At 50.6% G+C, this 20,530-nt stretch carries 22 protein-coding genes; 9 read left to right on the forward strand and 13 right to left on the reverse strand.

The window, feature by feature from the left end:
• Positions 1-183 precede the first annotated feature (183 nt).
• Both PP769_RS14685 and proC read right to left on the reverse strand, forming a co-directional pair.
• Complete coding sequence (locus PP769_RS14685; RefSeq protein WP_312641423.1) at positions 184-369, reverse strand: hypothetical protein; 186 nt, start codon at positions 367-369, stop codon at positions 184-186.
• A gap of 65 nt (positions 370-434) precedes the next feature.
• A complete protein-coding gene (gene proC / locus PP769_RS14690; protein ID WP_312641425.1) occupies positions 435-1,358 on the reverse strand; it encodes a pyrroline-5-carboxylate reductase in 924 nt (307 codons plus the stop codon).
• Between the two features lie 241 nt (positions 1,359-1,599).
• Between proC and PP769_RS14695 the strand changes: the two genes are divergently transcribed.
• The 4 genes from PP769_RS14695 (at position 1,600) to PP769_RS14710 (ending at position 5,638) form a co-directional block, all read left to right on the forward strand.
• A complete protein-coding gene (locus tag PP769_RS14695) occupies positions 1,600-2,709 on the forward strand; it encodes a HEAT repeat domain-containing protein (RefSeq protein ID WP_312641426.1) in 1,110 nt (369 codons plus the stop codon).
• Positions 2,710-2,815: 106 nt separating this feature from the next.
• The gene (locus PP769_RS14700; RefSeq protein ID WP_312641427.1) at positions 2,816-3,910 is read left to right on the forward strand and encodes a HEAT repeat domain-containing protein; all 1,095 of its coding nucleotides are present in this window, start codon (positions 2,816-2,818) and stop codon (positions 3,908-3,910) included.
• A 33-nt stretch (positions 3,911-3,943) separates the two neighbouring features.
• Positions 3,944-5,047, forward strand: coding sequence for a HEAT repeat domain-containing protein (locus PP769_RS14705; RefSeq protein ID WP_312641428.1), 1,104 nt, complete (start codon positions 3,944-3,946; stop codon positions 5,045-5,047).
• 72 nt (positions 5,048-5,119) lie between these two features.
• On the forward strand, positions 5,120-5,638 hold the full coding sequence (locus tag PP769_RS14710) for a hypothetical protein (RefSeq protein WP_312641430.1): 519 nt from the start codon (positions 5,120-5,122) through the stop codon (positions 5,636-5,638).
• Positions 5,639-5,728: 90 nt separating this feature from the next.
• Here the strand turns inward: PP769_RS14710 and PP769_RS14715 are convergent, their stop codons facing one another.
• From PP769_RS14715 to PP769_RS14730, 4 genes are all read right to left on the reverse strand, one after another.
• Positions 5,729-6,817, reverse strand: coding sequence for an LPP20 family lipoprotein (locus PP769_RS14715; RefSeq protein WP_312641432.1), 1,089 nt, complete (start codon positions 6,815-6,817; stop codon positions 5,729-5,731).
• 6 nt (positions 6,818-6,823) lie between these two features.
• Positions 6,824-8,197, reverse strand: a complete 1,374-nt coding sequence (locus PP769_RS14720) for a COG3014 family protein (protein ID WP_312641434.1) — start codon at positions 8,195-8,197, stop codon at positions 6,824-6,826.
• Positions 8,198-8,391: 194 nt separating this feature from the next.
• Positions 8,392-8,922: a penicillin-binding protein activator LpoB gene (locus tag PP769_RS14725; protein ID WP_312641436.1), complete on the reverse strand. Its 531-nt coding sequence runs from the start codon at positions 8,920-8,922 to the stop codon at positions 8,392-8,394.
• A gap of 148 nt (positions 8,923-9,070) precedes the next feature.
• Positions 9,071-9,520, reverse strand: a complete 450-nt coding sequence (locus PP769_RS14730) for a hypothetical protein (protein ID WP_312641438.1) — start codon at positions 9,518-9,520, stop codon at positions 9,071-9,073.
• Positions 9,521-9,827: 307 nt separating this feature from the next.
• Here PP769_RS14730 and PP769_RS14735 point away from each other — a divergent pair, with 307 nt between their 5' ends.
• A complete protein-coding gene (locus tag PP769_RS14735) occupies positions 9,828-9,998 on the forward strand; it encodes a hypothetical protein (RefSeq protein ID WP_312641440.1) in 171 nt (56 codons plus the stop codon).
• Positions 9,999-10,099: 101 nt separating this feature from the next.
• Here the strand turns inward: PP769_RS14735 and PP769_RS14740 are convergent, their stop codons facing one another.
• Positions 10,100-10,537 carry a DUF3015 family protein gene (locus tag PP769_RS14740; RefSeq protein WP_312641442.1) on the reverse strand — a complete coding sequence of 146 codons (438 nt, stop codon included), beginning with the start codon at positions 10,535-10,537 and terminating at the stop codon, positions 10,100-10,102.
• Positions 10,538-10,712: 175 nt separating this feature from the next.
• On the opposite strand from PP769_RS14740, the gene PP769_RS14745 reads away from it, so the two are divergent.
• The 4 genes from PP769_RS14745 (at position 10,713) to PP769_RS14760 (ending at position 15,535) form a co-directional block, all read left to right on the forward strand.
• On the forward strand, positions 10,713-12,269 hold the full coding sequence (locus PP769_RS14745; RefSeq protein ID WP_312641444.1) for a DUF4301 family protein: 1,557 nt from the start codon (positions 10,713-10,715) through the stop codon (positions 12,267-12,269).
• Positions 12,270-12,443: 174 nt separating this feature from the next.
• On the forward strand, positions 12,444-13,133 hold the full coding sequence (locus PP769_RS14750) for an inorganic pyrophosphatase (RefSeq protein ID WP_312641446.1): 690 nt from the start codon (positions 12,444-12,446) through the stop codon (positions 13,131-13,133).
• Between the two features lie 256 nt (positions 13,134-13,389).
• The gene (gene acs, locus PP769_RS14755) at positions 13,390-15,276 is read left to right on the forward strand and encodes an acetate--CoA ligase (RefSeq protein WP_312641448.1); all 1,887 of its coding nucleotides are present in this window, start codon (positions 13,390-13,392) and stop codon (positions 15,274-15,276) included.
• Positions 15,277-15,397: 121 nt separating this feature from the next.
• The gene (locus PP769_RS14760; RefSeq protein ID WP_312641450.1) at positions 15,398-15,535 is read left to right on the forward strand and encodes a hypothetical protein; all 138 of its coding nucleotides are present in this window, start codon (positions 15,398-15,400) and stop codon (positions 15,533-15,535) included.
• 160 nt (positions 15,536-15,695) lie between these two features.
• Here PP769_RS14760 and hypB read toward each other — a convergent pair whose 3' ends face one another.
• From hypB to PP769_RS14790, 6 genes are read right to left on the reverse strand one after another with little or no spacing between them, the layout of a single operon-like run.
• Positions 15,696-16,667 carry a hydrogenase nickel incorporation protein HypB gene (hypB, locus tag PP769_RS14765; protein ID WP_312641452.1) on the reverse strand — a complete coding sequence of 324 codons (972 nt, stop codon included), beginning with the start codon at positions 16,665-16,667 and terminating at the stop codon, positions 15,696-15,698.
• The gene (locus tag PP769_RS14770; protein WP_312641454.1) at positions 16,667-16,996 is read right to left on the reverse strand and encodes a hydrogenase maturation nickel metallochaperone HypA/HybF; all 330 of its coding nucleotides are present in this window, start codon (positions 16,994-16,996) and stop codon (positions 16,667-16,669) included. Before PP769_RS14770 ends, hypB begins: the two co-directional genes overlap by 1 nt.
• Complete coding sequence (locus PP769_RS14775) at positions 16,984-17,550, reverse strand: hypothetical protein (RefSeq protein WP_312641456.1); 567 nt, start codon at positions 17,548-17,550, stop codon at positions 16,984-16,986. Before PP769_RS14775 ends, PP769_RS14770 begins: the two co-directional genes overlap by 13 nt.
• A gap of 12 nt (positions 17,551-17,562) precedes the next feature.
• The gene (gene hypE / locus PP769_RS14780; RefSeq protein ID WP_312641462.1) at positions 17,563-18,660 is read right to left on the reverse strand and encodes a hydrogenase expression/formation protein HypE; all 1,098 of its coding nucleotides are present in this window, start codon (positions 18,658-18,660) and stop codon (positions 17,563-17,565) included.
• A gap of 32 nt (positions 18,661-18,692) precedes the next feature.
• A complete protein-coding gene (hypD, locus tag PP769_RS14785) occupies positions 18,693-19,838 on the reverse strand; it encodes a hydrogenase formation protein HypD (protein WP_312641465.1) in 1,146 nt (381 codons plus the stop codon).
• Positions 19,835-20,527: a D-sedoheptulose-7-phosphate isomerase gene (locus PP769_RS14790; protein WP_312641467.1), complete on the reverse strand. Its 693-nt coding sequence runs from the start codon at positions 20,525-20,527 to the stop codon at positions 19,835-19,837. Before PP769_RS14790 ends, hypD begins: the two co-directional genes overlap by 4 nt.
• Positions 20,528-20,530: the final 3 nt, after the last annotated feature.

The following is a 20,530-nucleotide window of genomic DNA, read 5'->3' on the forward strand; positions in this document are numbered from 1 at the left end:
CTTATAAAAAAACACAACCTATCGGCTTCTGTTGTCGAATCGATATCAATATTTGCTACATTTTCCTTTAAATAAGAAATTCGATTATGTAACGGATAGGATCCAAACATTACTTTACTAATCTTTTCGGATAATCCAATCAGAATATTTAGAGACTTCTAATCCCATCGAACGGTTTCTACCTTATGACTTGTTAAAGACACCAGCGTCACAAGAAAAATACTTAATTTGCCTCAAGGGGATGATGGTGACTTCCTTGGGAGTATCGATTTCAAGAATTTCCATATCATCGCTGATAGTATGGCGAATAGCATCCTGGAATTCTAATTCTTTATTATCAACAAAGGTAACCTTGACCCAATACTGCACCGTAGACTCCTTTCAATAAAACATTATGAGAATGTACGCGGAAAACGTCAGCGCCCCCCAGATCATTATTGACCCAGCTCATAAGATCGAGCCGTAGCAGCTTTGACGGCTTCCATTAAGGTCGCCCGTAACCCCCCTGTTTCTAGGTGTTGAAGACCCGCGATCGTTGTCCCACCCGGTGACGTCACCCGATCTTTAAGTACGGCAGGATGTTCGCCACTTTCAATTACCATCCTGGCCGCTCCTAATACTGTTTGTGCCGCAAGGACACTGGCTACTGTTCGTGGAAGACCGACCAGGACCCCACCGTCTGTGAGTGCTTCAATTACCAGATAGATGTAGGCAGGGCCACTTCCGCTCAAGCCCGTCACGGCATCCATTAAGGATTCCTCCACCATGACGACTTTGCCAACCGATTCAAAGATTGATTGAGCTAGGTGAAGGTGGTCCGGGGAGATCCCTGAACTTCCGGCCAAAGCCGTGACACCTTCCTGAATGAGCGCAGGGGTATTGGGCATCGCACGAATTAGGGAAATGTTTCTCCCAACATGCTCTTGAATGCGTGCTAAAGGATACCCCGCTGCGACGGAAATCAGTAAGTGATCCTGAGAAATCTGCTCTTTGATCTCTTCCAGCACTGTATCCATAACCTGAGGCTTCACACAGAGAACAATGATATCGGCTGATTTCACTGCATCAGCGTTTTCAGATCCCACATGAACTTGAAAGGTCTTCTGAAAATGTTCTAACCGGATTGAGGAAATATCGGTAACAGAAATATTGGCAGGAGACGCAAGATGGGCTTTCAAAATTCCGGTCACCAAGGCATCCGCCATGTTGCCTGCCCCTAAAAATACAAACTTTGGTGATTGCCCCATCCACCGAGTATAGCCGGAGGCTGAAAGCGGTTCAACTTCACTCCAGAGAATATGAACAGAATCTCTTAACAATATTTCCCACAATTCAATGCCCTTTAGGAACGGCTTCAAAAAAAATATCCATTTGAACAACAACCCTTTTCAAATACGCCCCCCTGCTTGGGGGTAGCGCATTAGTCGCTTGCCCGGGCTACCCGGTGCATAGTTTTCCGGGCGGCATTGAGTTGCCCCTCCCTTTAGGTGAAGAGTATATTATGAAACCCTGTAAATTGGTTTAGACCCGTTTGTTCCGTTGCCATTTCGCTTACGTTGCAGTCCACAATGATTTAAAATTAGAAGCAAGGAGGAAGGTATGAAAGCCTGGCCTGTTTTCTTCATTTTCGCGATTATGGGTGTCTGGGGCATGGCAGCCGAAGCCCGCCAAATTCCTCTCACCCCAGAGCAAAAAGCTCAATTAGAAACGGCCCAGACGGTATTGGTAGAGGTCCTTGCCCTAACGGAAAAAGGAACGTATGACCCCAGTCCTCTGGTGGCCACGGTCAAGGCGCGCCTGGAAGACATTGGGTATACGGTCACCACGGACGGCTCCCAGCCGCACGATGTAGCAGTGAAAGTTAAATGTGAAGAAGCTAAAACGTCGACCCGCACCTCTCCCTCCGGCGGGGATGTGGACCTGGCTGATGCACCCAACCGTCTCTGGAAAGGGCCGGCCTGTCTGTTGACGTATTTCCTCCAACAGAACAATTTCCAATGGAAAAAGGAAGTGCGCACGACCTTTCCGGATGCCAGGCAGGCGGCCCAGCAGGCCCAGGTTGAGGATGCCGGAGCCTATGCAATGGACCAGCTCAACCAACGGCTCGCGGAATATGACTTCCCCGTACTGCTCTCGGCCGAATGGGGTCAAATTGACCGCCTGCTCAAACTGCTGGATAACCCCAAGACACCCAAGCTGCGGAAAGTGAAAATTCTTTCCGTCCTCAGCGATGTGCATGCGGAAGACGCCCTCCCGCAACTGACCAAACTTCTCGAGTCCACCGACTTGCAACAAGAAACCATCAATGCGCTTTCAGGCGCCGGAGCCGATTCCATACCGGTCCTCATCGATTTATTCCAAACCAGTCCTCAATCCAACATGCGGGCGGAAGCGGCAAAAGCCTTGGGGGATATTGCAGCCAGGACGGGAGATCCCCGTACGATTCCCCCATTGGTGGAATATGTTTCCGAAGTCTTACCTCAATTGAAAACCTCTGAAGATATAGATTTTCCCCTCCTCACTGAAGTGGTCTGGGCGATTGGCAAATTACGATGGGCCCACTCTATGAAGCCAATAGCAGAGCTACAGGATAAAGTGTGGCTGATTCATGACAATTCAGAAGAGATGGCTGAGTTGCGAGAGGCCACCAATTGGACCTATAAAGCAATAGAATTGCAAGATGCTGCCATGTTGCCCTCGTATTGCTAATATACGGTACAATTTAAGAAATTCCGTTCAACTTCCTGTTAACCAAGTCATACCCCCATGAGACTCATGAGGGTTTGAACTTGGCGATAATGTAAGGAGGTTACTCATGACACGCTGGCCTGTTTTTCTCATTTTCGCAATTTTGTGTGTCGGGGCCATTGAATCCGAGGCACGCCGAATTCACCTCACACCAGAGCAAAAAACGCAATTAGAGAGGGCTCAGACCGTGTTGGTGGAGGTCCTTGCCCTCACGGAAAAAGGAACGTATGACCCCGGTCCCCTGGTGGCCACGGTCAAGGCGCGCTTGGAAGACATTGGGTATATGGTCACCACGGACCGTTCCCAGCCGCACGATGTGGCAGTGAAAGTTAAATGTGAAGAGGCTAAAACCTCGACCGGCACCTCCCCCACCGGAGGAGACGTAGAACTGGCTGATGCCCCTGACCGACTCTGGAAAGGGCCGGCTTGTCTCTTGACGTATTTTCTCCAAAACAATGATTTGCAATGGAAAAAAGAGGTACGCACGACATTTGCCGATGCCAGACAGGCTGCTCAAAAGGCAGAGGTTGACGATGCCGGAGCCTATGCAATGGACCAGCTCAACCAACGGCTCGCGGAATATGACTTCCCTGTTATGCTCTCGGCCGAATGGGGTCAAATCGATCGTCTGCTCAAAATGTTGGATGATCCCAACACGCCTAAACTCCGGAAGGTGAAAATTCTTTCCGTCCTTAGCGACGTGCATGCCGAGGAGGCACTGCCGCAACTGACCAAACTTCTCGAGTCCACCGACTTGCAGCAAGAAACTATTAATGCGCTTTCAGGCGCTGGAGGACATTCCATTCCTTTGCTCATCGATTTATTCCAAACCAGCCGGCAGTCAAGCATACGAGCCGAAGCGGCAAAAGCCTTGGGGGATATTGCGGCCAAAACAGGAGACCCCCGTCCGATTCCCCCTTTAGTACGGTATGTGTCTACGCTATTACCGCAATTAAAAACTTCGGAAGATATAGATTTTCCTGTTCTTACTGAAGTGGTCTGGGCAATTGGCAAACAACGATGGGAGGGTTCCCTAAAACCCATGAGAGAGCTTCAGCAAAAGATTTGGGTGATTTTTGACAATTCGGAAAAAATGGCCGAACTGCGGGAGGCTACGAGTTGGACCTATAAACAAATAGACTTGGATGGCCATCTCAGTTAATACCTCACAATATTATATGGTGGGAGATCAGGCATGAGGACATGGGCGGCATGTGGATTCATCTCCATAGTATTGCTCGTTGGGCTTTTCGGTTCAGAGGGTTTTGCCCGACGGACGTATCTCGACCAAGAACAAAAGGCGCAACTCGAGGCCATTCAAACGATTATGATTCACGTCCTGGCGTTGACGGAACGGGGCAAAGTCGATGGAACAGTCATTGAAAATGTGGTGAAGCAACGTTTAGAAGAATTGGGCTATACCGTGGTAAGCAATCGCGATGCTCCATTCGATGTAAGGGTAAACGTCAAATGCGAAGAAGTAAAAAAATGGTCGGGAACCACTCGCGGGGGCGGTGATGCGGACCATTCCGGCGCCCCATCCCGTCTCTGGAAAGGCCCGGCCTGTCTCTTTTCCTATCAATTAGATGGACGAGACTTAGGGTGGTACAAAGAAGCACGAACCAGCTTTGAGGATCCGGGCGAAGCCGCTAAGGTCGCTCACGCTCCAAAATCCGGTCTTTATGCGATTCAACAATTAGCCGAACGGATTCAAGAATTTGATTTTCCTGTTATGCTCGCTGCGGAATGGGGGCATGATGCCCGCCTGTTCAAGCTACTCAATAACCCCCAGACGTCAAATAAACGCAAGTTAAGAATTTTATCCCTGCTGCCTCAAGTGGAATCTCACGATACCCTGCCTCTATTAAAAGAACTCATTCAGGATCCTGAACTGGCAGAAGAGGCCATCGTTGCGCTTTCCAGCACGGGGAGCGAAGGCATTCCCCTCTTAACGGATATTTTTCAAACCCAGAAAGACTCGAAGATTCGAGCGGCCGCAGCTAAAGGATTAGGTGAAATTGGTGCCCATACCGGAGACCCTTCAGTCACCCCGCCAATGCTTGGTTATGTGGTTGAAAACCTCCCCCACCTTAAATCATCTTCGGACATCGATTTCCCGGTTCTGACAGAGGTCGTGTGGAGCTTGGGCAAACTGCGAAATGAAAAGTCTATCGGGCCGATTAATGAGCTACAAAGCAAAATCTGGGTGATTTTTGACAATTCGAAAGAAATGGCTGAGTTACGCGAGGCCACGAGCTGGACCTATAAACAAATCGATATGGATTGGCAGGTTCAGTAGACAGAGCTATTTTGAATCTCAGCCAACCTCCCCCATCAACCAGATTCATCTTGACGGCCATCAGCTGACGTCATGAGATTGGTCCCCACCCAACTTACCTGCATTGGTCTTTTCTTTATGGTCCTTATGGTTGGCTATGCGGAAAGAGGGGCCACACAAATGACCGGAGAGCTCGGGGAAATGGACCGCCTTGAGCAACGTGCCGAAGACGCGATTGCGAATGGAGACCCTGAGGGGGCCGCACTCTCCGTTGGGAAGGCCGCTCTCATGGCAAAAATTCTCGCTCAAAAGGAAGAGCACCAACAGACTCGGTCTCTGTTCCAAGCAGCAGAAACCCTCTTTAGAGGCCAAGAACAGGGCTTTCGTGCTTTCGCACTCTTTGAACGAGCGGGAGGACAGCCTCCGGCCTCCAAGGGTGTATGCCAATACCTCGCACAGGCTGATGAAAAGGTGAAAGAAGCGCAGGAGGAGCTCAGGGCCTTGCCCGATTTCACAATTGAATCGTTGAGGAACCGCCGGTCCCGGCACATCGGAAAGACCCAAGAATGGGAAAGACTTCTCCAGGGCCTGGAACAAGATTTGTCGTGTTAGCCTTTTCTCAATTTATCTGACTCACCAAATCTACTCCCATCCTCACAAAGAAAAAAGAGCCGTCTTTAAAGGGACCAATAAGACCGTGTGTTAGTGAGAACAGGCGTTGGGAACTCTCTGACTCAGTGACGGATCCGGTTCGACACTGAACACGGATCGAGTGAGCAGACGGGCGATTTCTTTGGAGATGACTTCCTGCATGACTTTGCTGGCACGAATCCGTGCTTCCTTTTCGGTCACATGCCCTTCCCGCCCCGTCTCCGAAATCACCCCGATAAGTCGATGAGAAGGATTTTCATAGATATCGATATCGCCACACCATCGCACATATTTGAACAAGGGATCCGGTAAATTCACGGTCCAAAATTGTCCTTGCCCAACAATAGCCAGATCCGCAATCTCCGAGGACTTTGAATCGGCGGGACGGCCTAATAAGCCTTCCTGCTTAAGCCCCTCCAAGATCGCCCGTTCAATGTCCTCATGGAATTCTCCCTCAATTGCTACCGAAATAACCAAATTTTGGGCAACAAAATCCATGAATTCACGTTGGACCTGTGGGATACGATAAGACGGTGGCAGACTGTCTCCACTGGTACGGATCACCCGGAGATCTGTATTGAGGGCATCCCGATCAGCTAATAAAATCATGGCCTCTTTGTAGCCTCGGATGCGTTGAATTTTCTGAGGATGCGTTCGGCCTTGATGCATCATATTCTCAATCTTCGTATCCCATTCCTGTAAACGTTCCAGAATGGCTTTCTCAGCTTGTTGCCGGTCGAGGCCCGCCAAAGCCCAAAAATGTCTGGTAGACGGCTGATACCAGAGGTCCAATATCTGCACATTTTCCAGGGCTTTGCTGGTCGTCACCTGTGTCCGTTGGTCGAGTTGTAACTCCCGTCGAGTTTGACTCCCCCCCCCGGACTCTTGAATGGAATACGTTTCATGGTCCATCGATTTGGTGTTCACCTGCGCAGAAAATACTCTGGCAACGGCGGCATACGCCCTTTTTTCAGCTTGCTCACGGGATTCGGCTTCTCCAATACCGGTCAGATATCGTTCAGCGGGGTATGATTGGTGAGGCGACATGATCCATTCAGGCGGAGTCTCCCTGCCAAACCAGGCACAGCCTCCGGCTAGGATGCATACTCCACTCCATATCACTATTCTCAGGATATTCATGATTGCTTATTGGAAACTCTGGTGAATGACAAGCGTGGTTTCGCCTTTCATAAGTTGAAGCCGATGATGTTGAGACTCTCCAGCCTTCCGTCCCCGGTAATCCATGGACTGGATAGCCACGGAATAGTCACCCGGTTCAACCCAGAGTCGTGTCAACTGAAGCTCGCCTGGAAGAGTTCGCCACGATCGAATATCGGCTTCTTCTGTGGCCAGGGCAAAAATTCTGGCAATCGACCCCACTAACAAGCCGACCCAATCCTGATTGTTCCGGCCAGCGGCCGCTCTGGCCCCAATGGTGATGCCTTCAGCCGCCGCCATTTTCATGGCGGATCGGGCAACTGCCCGGAGCACGAGTCCATTATAATCATCGGACAGGTTTTTTTCGGCTACGGCGGCAATATCATATACGCGCTCCGATTGGGTTTTAAAACTGGCAGTCTGATTTGTGCCTTCGATCACATCATGGGCTAACGAGGGTTTTTTCACCGTCAACCGGGGCAAGACAATTCGCGCGATTTGTCCGTGAATGCCATACAACAGAGACTCCCCGCCTCTGGTGTCCCGAGTACTCCGGCCAAACCAGGGCTTGGTAAGGGCCACCAGGTACAAGGCGTCTAGACTCACAGGAACATCAATAATGACATCTTCTTTCTTAGGTCCCTGGCCATGGTAACTGATCACAATGAGTTGGGCCTGGGAGTAGAGGCCATCTGAGACTGAAGCAATACTGACTTCCGGATATTTCTCCCGATATTGTTGGACTTCATCAGACAAGCCCAATCGTTCGGCCGTTCGAATCAGGTCAGCTTTCAGAATATCCGGAAAAACAACATGGGACCACGCCCGACTGTCCTCATAAACTTGTTCAGCCTTTCGATATCCGACATAGGCATTATTGAGATCGCCGGTAATGTCATAGAGCAGCCCGACCAAATACCGAGCAAACGGATCTTCTTGGTAGGTCTCCTTTCCCTCTTCCTTGTCATGAAGCACATTGAGACGGTGATCAATCCTCCGTCCCTCCACCAACGCCTCATTCCACTGTTGGAGGGCCGCATAGTTCAGCGCCTTCACCACGTTAATCATGACATGTTCATAAGGAGCCCCTTCAAAGGGCCGTTGAGCCTCATTCACGAGCAGGGCCGAGGCCTCGTCTCGCAGATGCCTGGTATATAAGTCTTCAACCAGAGTATACGCCTCTTCCAGGACTTTATTGCTTTCAACATACTGTTCGGCCAAATGGAGCACCATGCCCTGATCCAGTAAATAGAGCAAGTGATTTTTGTCTCCATAGTCTGCCTCTGCCGATTGAATAATCGTAACAGCCTGGGCTGAATTCCCTGCCACCAGACTACGCTCTACCTTGGCATAGTGGGACATAGGGCCACTACACCCGACAAACAAGATAGCTCCGAGGGCAAGCAAGAGGATTCTCGGTTCAACTCTCATGGGGAAGAGGGCACGTTGGCCAAGGTGGGCTAGTGAAACACAAGACCCCTGACAATTAAAGCCAAGGGGAGAGAAGGACCGAACAACCAACCGCACGTCACGGAAGGGGATTGGATGACCCTACGTTAAAAGAGGAGCCGTTTCCGCTCGACGACTTTTTTGATTTTTTTCTGTCCGTACCAGGATTTCACATTCGTCTCAACATTGATGAGATCTAAATCAACCTGATAATAAATTCCTTTGACCCCATCAGATTCATCCACGATAGTACTAATCGTGCCCTTCATCATAAAATCAGCCCCCAGTTCCTGCCCGGGGCGTTTCTGGGTATCTTCCCTGGCATGAACCGCTTGCTCTTGTCGTTCCTGACGAATTTCATCGCGATCCCGTTGACTTGCCACAAATAGCACTCGTTGGGAATTAGTCATTTCCCGTTCCAAGTCCGTCACAAAGGTGCCCACATCAATATGCTCATGGCTTTTATTGAGGATCGTCCCGACAATCACCGTCGGGACTCGATTGTGTTGATTCGTAAAGTTTTCCAACCAGGGCCTGCTCACCATTTCCTTCATCATGGCTTCGGCCACTAACTTTGAGTCCGTATCATTCCACCGACCACTAAAATCGGTGACGACCCCGGGGTCTACTCTGGTCACCTTTCTTTCTTTTCCACATCCGCCCAATAAGAGAAGGCAGAGGCAGGAGACAACAACCGCGCAGGATTTGATCAATCGAGTGATGGGGAGCAAGATGATTCCTTTGTGATGATGAACCAAGAAGGCCAAAAGCCGCCAATTATCTGTGTCAAAGCCCTCCCGGGCGCTTGGCTTCTTCCTGCTCCAGTTTTTTAAAGGCTTTTTCAGCGTTTTTGCGGACAAAATCCCGAACCTCTTCGTCCAGTTCCTGCGCTTGTTGCAGCGCTTCCTTCATCTCCGCAAAAGACAGCTTGGTCAACACATAATATGTGGAAGTCTCGTCGTCCTTGTAACGGTCAATGGGACGAACTCCATTTAGGGTCACAGCCGAAAAGGTCTTGACCGCCCGTTCTACGTTTTGCTCTTCCGTTGATTTGGTGAAATTCCCCGCAGAGGTTGAAGCGGCATAGTCCTGCATCAAATAGGCGGTATAGGTACGAAAAGTTTTTGCCAACTCGGCGCGCGCGCGATTTTCAGCAGTTTCCCAAGCGAGCGGTTCATTTTTCACTCCGACGACAGCCCCGACACCATAAATAGACTTGGAATCATCGGCATTCATCACACCCGATCCTTCCTGGACCCACTTGGGAGGACCTCCACATGCCACAAGCATGAAAGCGAGAAGAGCACACCCTCCGATGCGAAGAACAATTCGACGCATATCATGGCCTTGTTCATTCATTAGGGTACCCTAACCTTTTTTAAGAAAATTTTTATCAGAGTTTCCTGTCAGACGGGCTAAGAAAATGCTAGCATTGGACCTACAACCTGTCAAGAAAATTGAACTTTTTACCATCTCACCCTGCCTCACATCGAATTTCATTCATCATTATTCGAGACATGCAGGAAACCAAGGAGGATGTATTGTGGCTGATGTAACAATTGAGGATGGCATTATCCGGGTGAAAGAACTCGACATTCAGGATGGAAAAGCCGCCAAGGCCTTGGCGGAATATCCAGAAGCCAAATGGGCGGAAATCACCAGACGTGCGGTAAAGATTGGCCTGGGCTTTTTAAAAGGAGGGGCAGAGCCTTGACCTTGTCCTCCATCCTTTTAATAGCCTAGGTGCTTTTTTAGCTCATGATGAATGTCTCAATCGGCCAACACCCCGTGCCCGGGATGTTAACCCAACCCGGGTTAAAGGTTTGAGGACGAAGAATCAATTCCGGCCTGCTTGGCATGACCGATAAACCTGTTTAATTGATCATCTCCAAGGAAAATGGGTATCTCAACCAGGACGGGATACTCGTTTTGAATCAATTCCTGAAAGTGAGCCTGGTAATGAGATGGGACACCTAAAATGGTCCCGAAGGCCTGGACATATTCCCCGTGCCCTTGGGCGATTTCTTCAAGGAGGACGTCATGGTTGGTCACCACAAAAGCTCGGGCATGTTCGCCATGTTTGACAAGCCCATCTTCCGTCCACCAGGCTTTGCCGGAGGTGGAGGACAAAAAATTGGTGGCGGTATCCGAAGTGGTATCGAGTGTGGCCTTGAAGGTACAACCGGAAGAAATCCCCAACAGAAAAACTCCTAATGCCGCAAGACCTTGAAACGTTTTAACGCTTTGTATCATGATAGTTCTCCTTGAATGAGTTCATGAGCATGACAGAGACGTCATGAGACTTTACAATTGGAGTTTTGTCAAATCGAGTGTATCAAAACTTTGACATTTTTCATCATGAAACACAACTCTTGTCTGGTGTGATCTCTAAGCAGGCACAGTACAAACGGGATTAAAAAAAAACACTATGCTTACACCTGAGGATCATCTTGAGTTAATACGCCGCGGGATTTCCACGTTCCAGGTGGAATCACAACTTCAGCGGTTGCGTCATGGAGTCCCTCCGATCACCATCATTCGTCCATGCCAGTTGAACGATGGTATTGTCCAACTCCGGCCGGAACACTTCTCCCAATACCAACAACAATTTGAAGCGGCCCGTCAGGCGGACCGAGTCAGTAAATTTATTCCTGCATCCGGAGCCGCCACCCGGATGTTCAATGACCTCCTCAAATATTTGTCCCAGGAGGCCTCACCCGAATCCCCTTCAAATCAGACACCCACTCTTCCCCACGCTGTCGATCAGGCTTGGACGCGCTTACAGGATTTCCCGTTTATTCCTGATTTAGAACAGTATCTCCATGGGCAGGGACAACCCCCTCCAACGGATCAGCATACACATGATATCAATACGATTCTTCAAGCGGTCCTGAAGACACCAGGCCTTGGCTATGCCGAATTGCCTAAGGCCCTCCTCTCCTTCCATCGCTATCCGGAAGGTCCCCGAACTGCACTCGAAGAACATATTTACGAAGCCATCAGATATCATCCCAATCAACTAAATTCAATAAAGATTCATTTGACCGTTTCTCCGCAATATGAACAGGCCATTAAAACCCATTTGCATACCATTCAACAGAGGTTGGGAAAACAGGGGTGGAAACTTGATTGCACGGTCTCCTTCCAAAAACCGTCGACCGACACCGTCGCTCTGGGCTCTGATAACCAGCCATTTCGTGGCGAAGATGGCACTCTGGTTTTTCGACCGGGAGGGCATGGTGCGCTATTGGAAAATTTAAATGACCACCAGGGAGACATCGTTTTCATTTCCAATATCGACAACGTCGTCCCCGATCATTTGAAAGATCCGATTGTCACATGGAGAAAGGCATTGGCAGGCTACCTGGTTGAGCTACAACAACAGGTGTTTCACCATATAGCCCAACTCAGCTCGCTCCCCGCAGATGCGAAAAGCGTCCATCAGGCGGAAGCCTGTATCCTGCAAGAACTCCTTCTTCCACTTCCCCAGTCGTATCGAGAATTGGCGCTTCCCGATCAAGCTACATTATTAAAGCAGTATCTAGATCGGCCCATCCGTGTCTGTGGTGTTGTTCCCAATACCGGCGATCCGGGCGGAGGGCCATTTTGGGTTGCGCATCCCGAGGACGCCCCGTCCAGGCAAATCGTCGAGCAATCCCAAGTCAATCCCGATTCTGAAGCCCAACAAAAACTCTTTGCCTCCGGAACACATTTCAATCCGGTTGATCTGGTCTGCGGAGTTCGTGATTTTCAAGGTAATCCTTTTAACCTCCTGGAGTACGTCGATCCCGGAACCGGCTTCATCGGCATGAAATCCTACCAGGGTCGTCCCCTCAAAGCCCTGGAATGGCCAGGCTTGTGGAATGGAGGAATGGCCCATTGGATTACCATCTTCGTAGAAATTCCCCGCGCCAATTTTAATCCCGTCAAAACCTTCCTTGATTGGCTTCACCCCGCCCATCAACCTCAGACAAACCAGCCGTAACTCTGCTCCCGATAGGGTACCCGTCTGTTTTGTTTTTCTTGGTTCCTGTTCAATCCTTAACTGCACCTCCCCGGCAGGGGTGGCCGGTTAAGATGAAGCAGGTTCAGACCGAAACCTAGTGGAAGTCATTGCGCCTTTACCGGACTCACTCATCCCAAACCTGGAAAAATTTTCATGAACGAACAGGAATTTTTCTCCCCTTGGCAAAATTTTGGATTCCCCTGCAAATCCCATCCGTGGCACGGTGTCGAAATAGGAGAAGAGGCACCACTCACCGTCACGGTCTATGTCGAAATTGTGCCCACGGACACGGTCAAATATGAATTGGATAAAAAGTCCGGCCATTTACGAGTGGACCGGCCCCAGCGCTATTCCAATGTGTGCCCCACGCTGTATGGACTAATTCCTCAAACTTACTGCGGGCAATCTGTCGCAGCACTCAGTGCCGAATGTACCAATCGGCCTGGCCTCGTCGGTGATCTGGATCCATTAGACATTTGCGTTCTGACTGAGAAAAGCATTATCCATGGAGATGTTTTGCTCCAAGCCATTCCGATTGGTGGCTTGCGTATGATCGATGGGGATGAAGCCGATGATAAAATTGTGGCCGTCCTCAAGGGTGATGCGCTCCATGAACAATGGACAGATATCAAAGCCTGTCCGGTCCACTTTGTGGAACGGCTCATGCATTACTTCCTGACTTACAAAGATGCTCCCGGCTCCCAAAAAAAGAATTGCGAAATTACACATGTGTATGGCCGCGAAGAAGCCCATGAGGTCATTCGCCGGAGTCAACAGGATTACGCTGCGAAATATGGACATCTCCAAGCCCAACTCGCCAAACCCCGCCATGCACTTAATTAAAAAAATCCATCTGAACTCCTCTCATCCATCTCAATGCCATTTTAAATAAAAGTCCCAACCGCCCTGCGGTCAGAGACGATTCTCCTATTCATAGCCTCCAAACCCTTTTCAATGCTCACCACTTTTTCACGGTCTTTAATCCCTGCCCTCTTGAAGCAACGAGCCAAGGACAGCATAATGGGCTTATCAGCATTCTCGCTGAGAAAACAGGTCCTTGATGGTGTCCCAAGTGCGTAACTAAGGAGGAACAAACCTGATGAGTGAAAATATTGAAACACTGCAACGATCAACCCGGGTTATTCCTCCCTCACCCGACGTCACCGCTAACGCCCATATTCAAGATTATGAAAGCGCCTACAAGCAGTCCATTGCGAATCCTGAAAAATTCTGGGACGGCATTGCCAAGGAACTCCACTGGTTTTCCCCCTGGAATAAAGTCCTGGAGTGGAACTATCCCTGGGCCAAATGGTTCGTGGGAGGTACCTGCAATATTGCCTATAACTGTCTCGATCGCCATGTCCAAACCTGGCGAAAAAACAAAGTGGCCGTCATCTGGGTCGGAGAAGAAGGCCAGGAACGAATTCTGACTTATGGCGAGTTATACCGGCAGGTCAACAAGTGCGCCAATGCCCTCAAAAGCCTGGGCCTCAACAAGGGCGACCGGGTGACCATCTATCTTCCGAAAATCCCCGAGCAAATTGTGGCCATGCTGGCCTGCGCTCGCATCGGAGTGATCCATACGGTGGTGTATTCGGGTTTTAGTGCCACAGCATTAGCGGCTCGCATAGAGGCATGCGAAGCGCGGGTGGTCATCACCGCGGATGTGGGGTATGACCGCAGTCGGAAAATTCCCCTCAAACCGGTCGTCGATGAAGCCGTTGCCAAATGCCCGACCGTGGAAAAAGTCATCGTGGTTCAGCGGGAACAATCAGCCTCCCCTCTACAAGCCCCGAAAGAATTGGATTGGGAAGCCTGGCTCAAAGACCAATCTCCAAAATGTGATGCCGAACAGCTTGATTCCGAAACTCCGCTCTACATTCTCTATACCTCAGGAACCACGGGGAAACCTAAAGGGGTCGTTCACGCTCATGGCGGCTATATGGTGGGCACTTACATCACGACCAAATATGTCTTCGACCTTAAAGACGAAGATGTCTATTTTTGTGTGGCGGATCCGGGGTGGGTCACCGGCCATAGTTATATCGTCTATGGACCGCTCTTAAACGGAGCCACGATTTTAACGGCAGAAGGCAAACCCGATTATCCCAATCCCGGGCGCTGGTGGGATCTCATTGAACGCTATGGCGTCTCGATTTTCTATACCACTCCAACGGCCATTCGGCTGCTCATGAAATTTGGAGAAGACTGGCCGAAAAAATACGACCTCTCCTCCCTCAAGATTTTAGGGTCGGTGGGTGAACCGATCAATCCGGAAGCTTGGGAATGGTTCCATCGGGTGACCGGTGGAACCAAACCCATCATGGATACCTGGTGGCAGACGGAAACCGGCATGATCATGGTCACACCCCTCCCCTGCGTTCCGCTCAAACCAGGCTCTGCCACCCGTGGGTTTCTAGGCATCGAAGCGGATGTCATGGACCGCAAAGGCAACACGGTGGAGCATGGGGGTGGTTTTGCCGTCATTAAAAAACCCTGGCCATCGATGATGCGTACCATCTATAACGAGCCGGACCGCTATCTCCTGTATTGGAATACCATCCCCGGTGTCTACACCGCCGGCGACGTCTGCCATAAAGATGAAGATGGCTACCTGTGGTTTATGGGCCGGGCGGATGATGTCGTGAAAGTCGCCGGGAACCGGATCGGTACCGCAGAAGTCGAAAGCGCCCTCGTCAGCCATGAAGCGGTGGTGGAAGCCGCCGTTATCGGCAAACCGCATCCGACCGCCGGAGAACAAATCAAAGCCTTTGTCATCCTTAAGCAAGGGCAGCAGGAAACGCCCGATCTCATCAAAAGCTTGCAGGATCATGTTTTAGGGGAATTAGGCAAGATCGCCGTCCCCCGGGAAATTGAAATTGTCCCGTCGCTTCCCAAAACCCGTTCCGGGAAAATCATGCGCCGCGTCCTAAAGGCCAAGGAGCTCGGACAGGATCCCGGAGACATCTCAACACTCGAGGAGTAAATTCTGATTACGGATTGCGTATTCTTAGATTAAATCCTTTTACCTGAGCCCGCTGAAGCTCACAAAAAAATTGAACCTACGGTCAGGAGAGAATAATGTCCGATTTTTGGGAGGGAACGAAATGTTAAATCAGGAGGCTGGAGCCTGTCGTGTAAATCAGCATCAGCCCAAGGACAATCGTGAGCGCGGCGATGGAGACCTGCAGCCCGTTGTGAAGCCAACTTATGGTGAACATGAATATGAATGCGACCTGGTATGATTTTCCGTAACCCATCGCTTCCCAGCCCTGCCAGCATCACCCCCACGGCCAATTACAGCCAGTTGGCGAGTCGTTCCGGAACCGTAGCTTCCAGGAGGAATACCATCGAGCCAAACAACAGAAGAGTGATTGTATGCCCTAGCCCCAGGTCAATCCCTGCTTAAGCGTGTTCGCCACCGAATAGTTTTTGGTCGGGAGTGTGGAGACCGCCGCCGCGTGATCGGCCTCGATCGCATGTCCCATTCCCACCAGAAACCCGAGCCCCAATACACTGACCATTAGCGAACACCTGCCGGTTTGAAGCGTTGATCTGTGCAGTCACCCAGTCATACCAGTGATGAAGACCCTTGCCAGTCGTGGCCGAAACCTGAAACACCTGAAGATTAGGATTCACCTTATGAGCAAATTCCAGGCATGTTGCGACATCAAAGGTGAGATGAGGCAAAAGGTCGATTTTATTCAGGATCATGACGCTGGCATGTTGAAACATGTGCGGATACTTTAACGGCTTGTCTTCCCCTTCTGTGACGGAAAGAACCACGACTTTTGCCTGTTCCCCTAAATCAAATAATGCAGGACAGACCAGATTGCCGACATTTTCAATCAATACGAGTGAATTGGATGGAGGCTGCAGCGATTCCAGGCCTCGTGCCAACATGTCGGCTTCTAAATGGCACCCGGCTCCGGTATTAATTTGTATGACCGGGCACCCCGCTTTTCGTATGCGCTCGGCATCAAATTGGGTTTCCTGGTCCCCCTCGATCACCGAAATGGGCATGGCATCTTTCAAATCATGAATCGTGCGTTCGAGTAGGGTCGTTTTACCTGAGCCCGGCGAACTCACGAGATTGAGGGCCACAATATTTCTGCCGAGAAACCATCCACGATTTCGTTCAGCCAGGCGATCATTTTTCGCTAAAATGGCTTGTTCCAGGTGAACCGTGGTTTCGTGTTCCTGTTGATGGTCATGGTGAGTATCAAGCTCATGCTCGTGATGGTGGTGCCCATGATCATGGGCATTATGGGAATGAGAGTGATCGGAATGAGAATGGATGGTTTTATCGGTATGCCCGGCTTGCAAGTTTGTCACTCTTGGATTGGCTGAATCAGAGCATCCGCAGGTCGTACACATCAGGCTGTCACCATGTGTTTCACAAGCAGTTCCTCTCCCGTGAGCCGCGTGATGTCGACAGAACCACACGGACATCGGTCATAGAGTTGCTCGAGTTCAAAATGCGTTCCACAGGTTCGGCATTCAGCTGTTCCCGGAATTTCAAGGATCTCCAAATCAGCGCCTTCCACCACGGTTCCTTGACTGACAATGTCGAAACAAAACCGGATGGCTTCGGGCAATACCGCACTGAGTTTACCGATGGCGATCGTCACGCGCCTCACCGGTTCTCCACCGGCCTTTTTTGTGACAATGGACACAATATTTCGAGTGATCCCTAATTCGTGCATGCGAACCGGTCCAGAACAGTGGATTTTCCACTGGCGGTCAGGTCAAAAGGAGCCGTGAAGGGTTCATCCCACAGCCGCTCCGTGAGATCGGCTTTTAGTTTTTCGAGATTGAGAGAGTCTGAAGGCGTTTCCCGGTCCGATCCCACCCGCTCCAGGAGTTCGAAAAATTGTGCAGGGACAAATCCCTTTTTGAGTTCCACGTCAACCGTTCGATCGTGATGGGTGACCCACCAACGGAATTGCATTGGCTGATTGCATACAGCAGGTTGGTGAGGATCGAGTAATTGAAACCGCTTTCGACTCACACACCGTGTCACAAACTCGATGGCATCACGGACACCAGGACCCGGATGGGCGCTGACAACGAATAAACCCTTTCGATCCCATAATTGCTCATGAGACAGAGCCCAACCCGCCGCTTGCATGGCGCGATACCCGACGCTGGCTCCCCACACTGCATCGCCCTGATGAAACGCAAGAAGCCCCGCATAGGTCAACCGTTGGAGTTTCCCGTCTTCAAGGATTTCCAGTATTTCAGAAGTCAATAATTTCATGACTATTCTTTTCTAGCAGATTCGCGGCAATTGATCCCCCACCAGCGTATCCACGATTCGTGTACCTCCGAAGGTAGTGGCAAGCATTACGATTCCCGCCGGTGAGGCGTTGACACTCCCGATGATGGCACTGTGTTTGCCTAGGGGATGGTCCCGCATGGCCTCAATAAGTTCGTGAGCGTTTTCATATGGGACCGCTGCCACAATTTTTCCCTCATTGGCCAGGTACAGGGGATCAAGGCCGAGAATTTCACAGGCTCCTCGAACGGTTTCTCGAATAGGCACATGGGCTTCGTTGATCTGAATCGACACCTTCGAGGCCGAGGCGAATTCATTGAGGACGGTGGCCAATCCGCCGCGCGTGGCATCCCGCAAACAATGAATATTGGAGCAGACATCCAGCATATGGGACACCAGATCGTGGACTGGCTGGGTGTCGCTTTGAACATCGGCTTCCAGGGCCAATTCGTTTCGAGCCAGAAGAATGGCCACGCCGTGGTCACCGATAAAACCGTTCGTAATGATGGCATCCCCGGCCTGAGCCCTAGTTGCGGCCATGGCAACCCCTTCTCGAATTACGCCGATTCCTGCGGTGTTAATGAAGAGCTTGTCCGCGGAACCTTTTTCAACGACTTTGGTATCTCCCGTAACAATAGAGACCTCTGCCCGATCAGCCGCCTGTTTCATAGCCGAGGCAATGAGGGCGAGCGTGTCCAAGGGAAAACCCTCTTCAATCACCAACCCGCATGACAAAAATAGCGGGCGTGCTCCGCTGACCGCCAGGTCATTAACCGTCCCGTTCACGGCCAATTCGCCAATGTTGCCTCCCGGAAAAAACAACGGATCCACGACATAGCTATCCGTCGTAAATGCCAGCCGGTCACCATGTTGGAGCAATTGTCCCAACGGAATCGTGGCCTGATCTTCTAAGTTATCGAGGATGGGATTATTAAAGGTTGGGACCAACAGATTCTGAATGAGATCTCGCATGGCTTTGCCGCCACTTCCATGAGCCAGGGTAATCCGTTCATCGTTAGTAGTTCGGTTCAGCATGGGCTTGGTCTTGACGAAATCCGGTTGAGGAGAAGTAAGCGATTCAGGATTTATCATATTCAACCGGTTCTTTACATTCTTATTATGGCTTACACTGGGCTTCTTGCCGGATGCAGATCTTCTTCGGGAATCCAGCCGTAGTTGTAGTAGGCGGCACAGGCGCCTTCCGTGGAAACCATCAACGCTCCCAAGGGATTTTGAGGAGTGCAGGCCGTGCCAAATACCTTACATTGACTCGGCTTAATCACCCCCTTCAACACTTCCCCGCATTGGCAGGACGTGGGATCGGCAATTTTCAGATTGGGAAGAGGAAATTTTCGTTCAGCGTCAAACGCAGAAAATTCCTCACGGACTCGGACCCCGGAGTGATCGATAGACCCCAACCCCCGCCATTCAAAAAACTCCCGCAGTTCAAACACTTCTTGAATAGCCTCTAACGATTGCGTGTTCCCATCAGGAGGAACAATCCGTGTATATTGATTCTCGACTTCACAGCGTCCCTCCGCCAATTGTTTCAGAACCATCCACACGGATTGTAAAATGTCCAGTGGTTCAAACCCGGCGATGGTGATGGGCTTTCGATAATATTCAGCGATAAATGAGTAGGGCTTGGTTCCGATCACCATACTCACATGGCCCGGGCCCAAAAAGCCGTCAAGCTGAAGATCAGGAGAATCCAGGATGGCCTTGATCGTGGGAATGATTGTGATGTGGTTACAAAAAATCGAGAAATTTTTGATTCCTTCTTGCTTGGCCTGGAGTATGGTCAACGCCGTACTGGGCATGGTGGTCTCAAACCCAAGCCCGAAAAAGACCACTTCTCTGTCAGGATTCACTCGCGCAAGATTCAGGGCATCCAATGGTGAATAGACCATGCGCACATCGGCTCCCTCGGCTTTGGCCTGTAGGAGATTTTTTTTGGAGCCGGTCACCCGCATGGCATCCCCGAATGTGGTCATGATCACCTCGTCCCGTTCAGCCAGAGCAATACCGTCATCCACGCGGCCTCGTGGCAGGACGCAAACCGGACAACCCGGTCCGTGAATGAATTCGACTTCCTTCGGGAGCATTTTATTGAGGCCATAGCGAAAAATCGTGTGAGTATGCCCGCCGCAGACCTCCATGATCCCAATGGGCCGATCGCGGCAGATGGGTCTCCGTTTCACCAGTCTCTCAATTTCCTGGAGAAGGATCCGGGCTTTTTGGGGATCCCGAAATTCATCGACGAATTTCATGGGGTGTCCTTTTTCGCGGCCGACACGCCCCGATGAGCAGCCAGGAGGGTGTGCACGAGATCCCAAAGAATGTGATAGATCAGGACGTGACATTCCTGGATCCGGTGAATACTCTCAGTAGGCACAACCAGGCAATGATCAATGGCAGAAGAGGTTGCCATGGCTCCCCCAAGTCCCCCGGTGAGGCCAATGGTGGTCACCCCCATCTCCTTAGCTTTCCTAAAGGTCCGCATAATATTTTCGGAATTGCCGCTCGTGGACACGCCGATCACCCCGTCCCCGGCCTTTCCCTGTGCGATCAGCTGGCGCACAAAAATGTGATCAAACCCCACATCATTTCCTACAGCGGTCATCATGGCCTGATCCGCCGCAAGATTGACGGCAGGAAGCGCAGGGCGCCCGGTGGTCACGGGATGTAAAAATTCGACGGCAATATGGGCGGCATCACAGCTCGATCCGCCGTTGCCCATCGTAAACAGCCGTCCCTCATGTTGATAAATGTCCGCTACGGCCATGGCAGCGGCCACAACTTTTTCGGCCTGTGCGTCAAAAAATGTTTGGATGACCTGGGTGCTATCTTGCGATTTCATTCGCACCGATTCAAGCAATCCGGATGTTACGGGTGCCGAATCTTTCGGGGACGGCTGCAGGAAGGGATAGAGGGAGGCTAATGTTTTTTGATTAGACATGCG

The organism is Candidatus Nitrospira allomarina (assembly GCF_032050975.1).
GTDB classification, from domain to species: domain Bacteria; phylum Nitrospirota; class Nitrospiria; order Nitrospirales; family UBA8639; genus Nitrospira_E; species Nitrospira_E allomarina.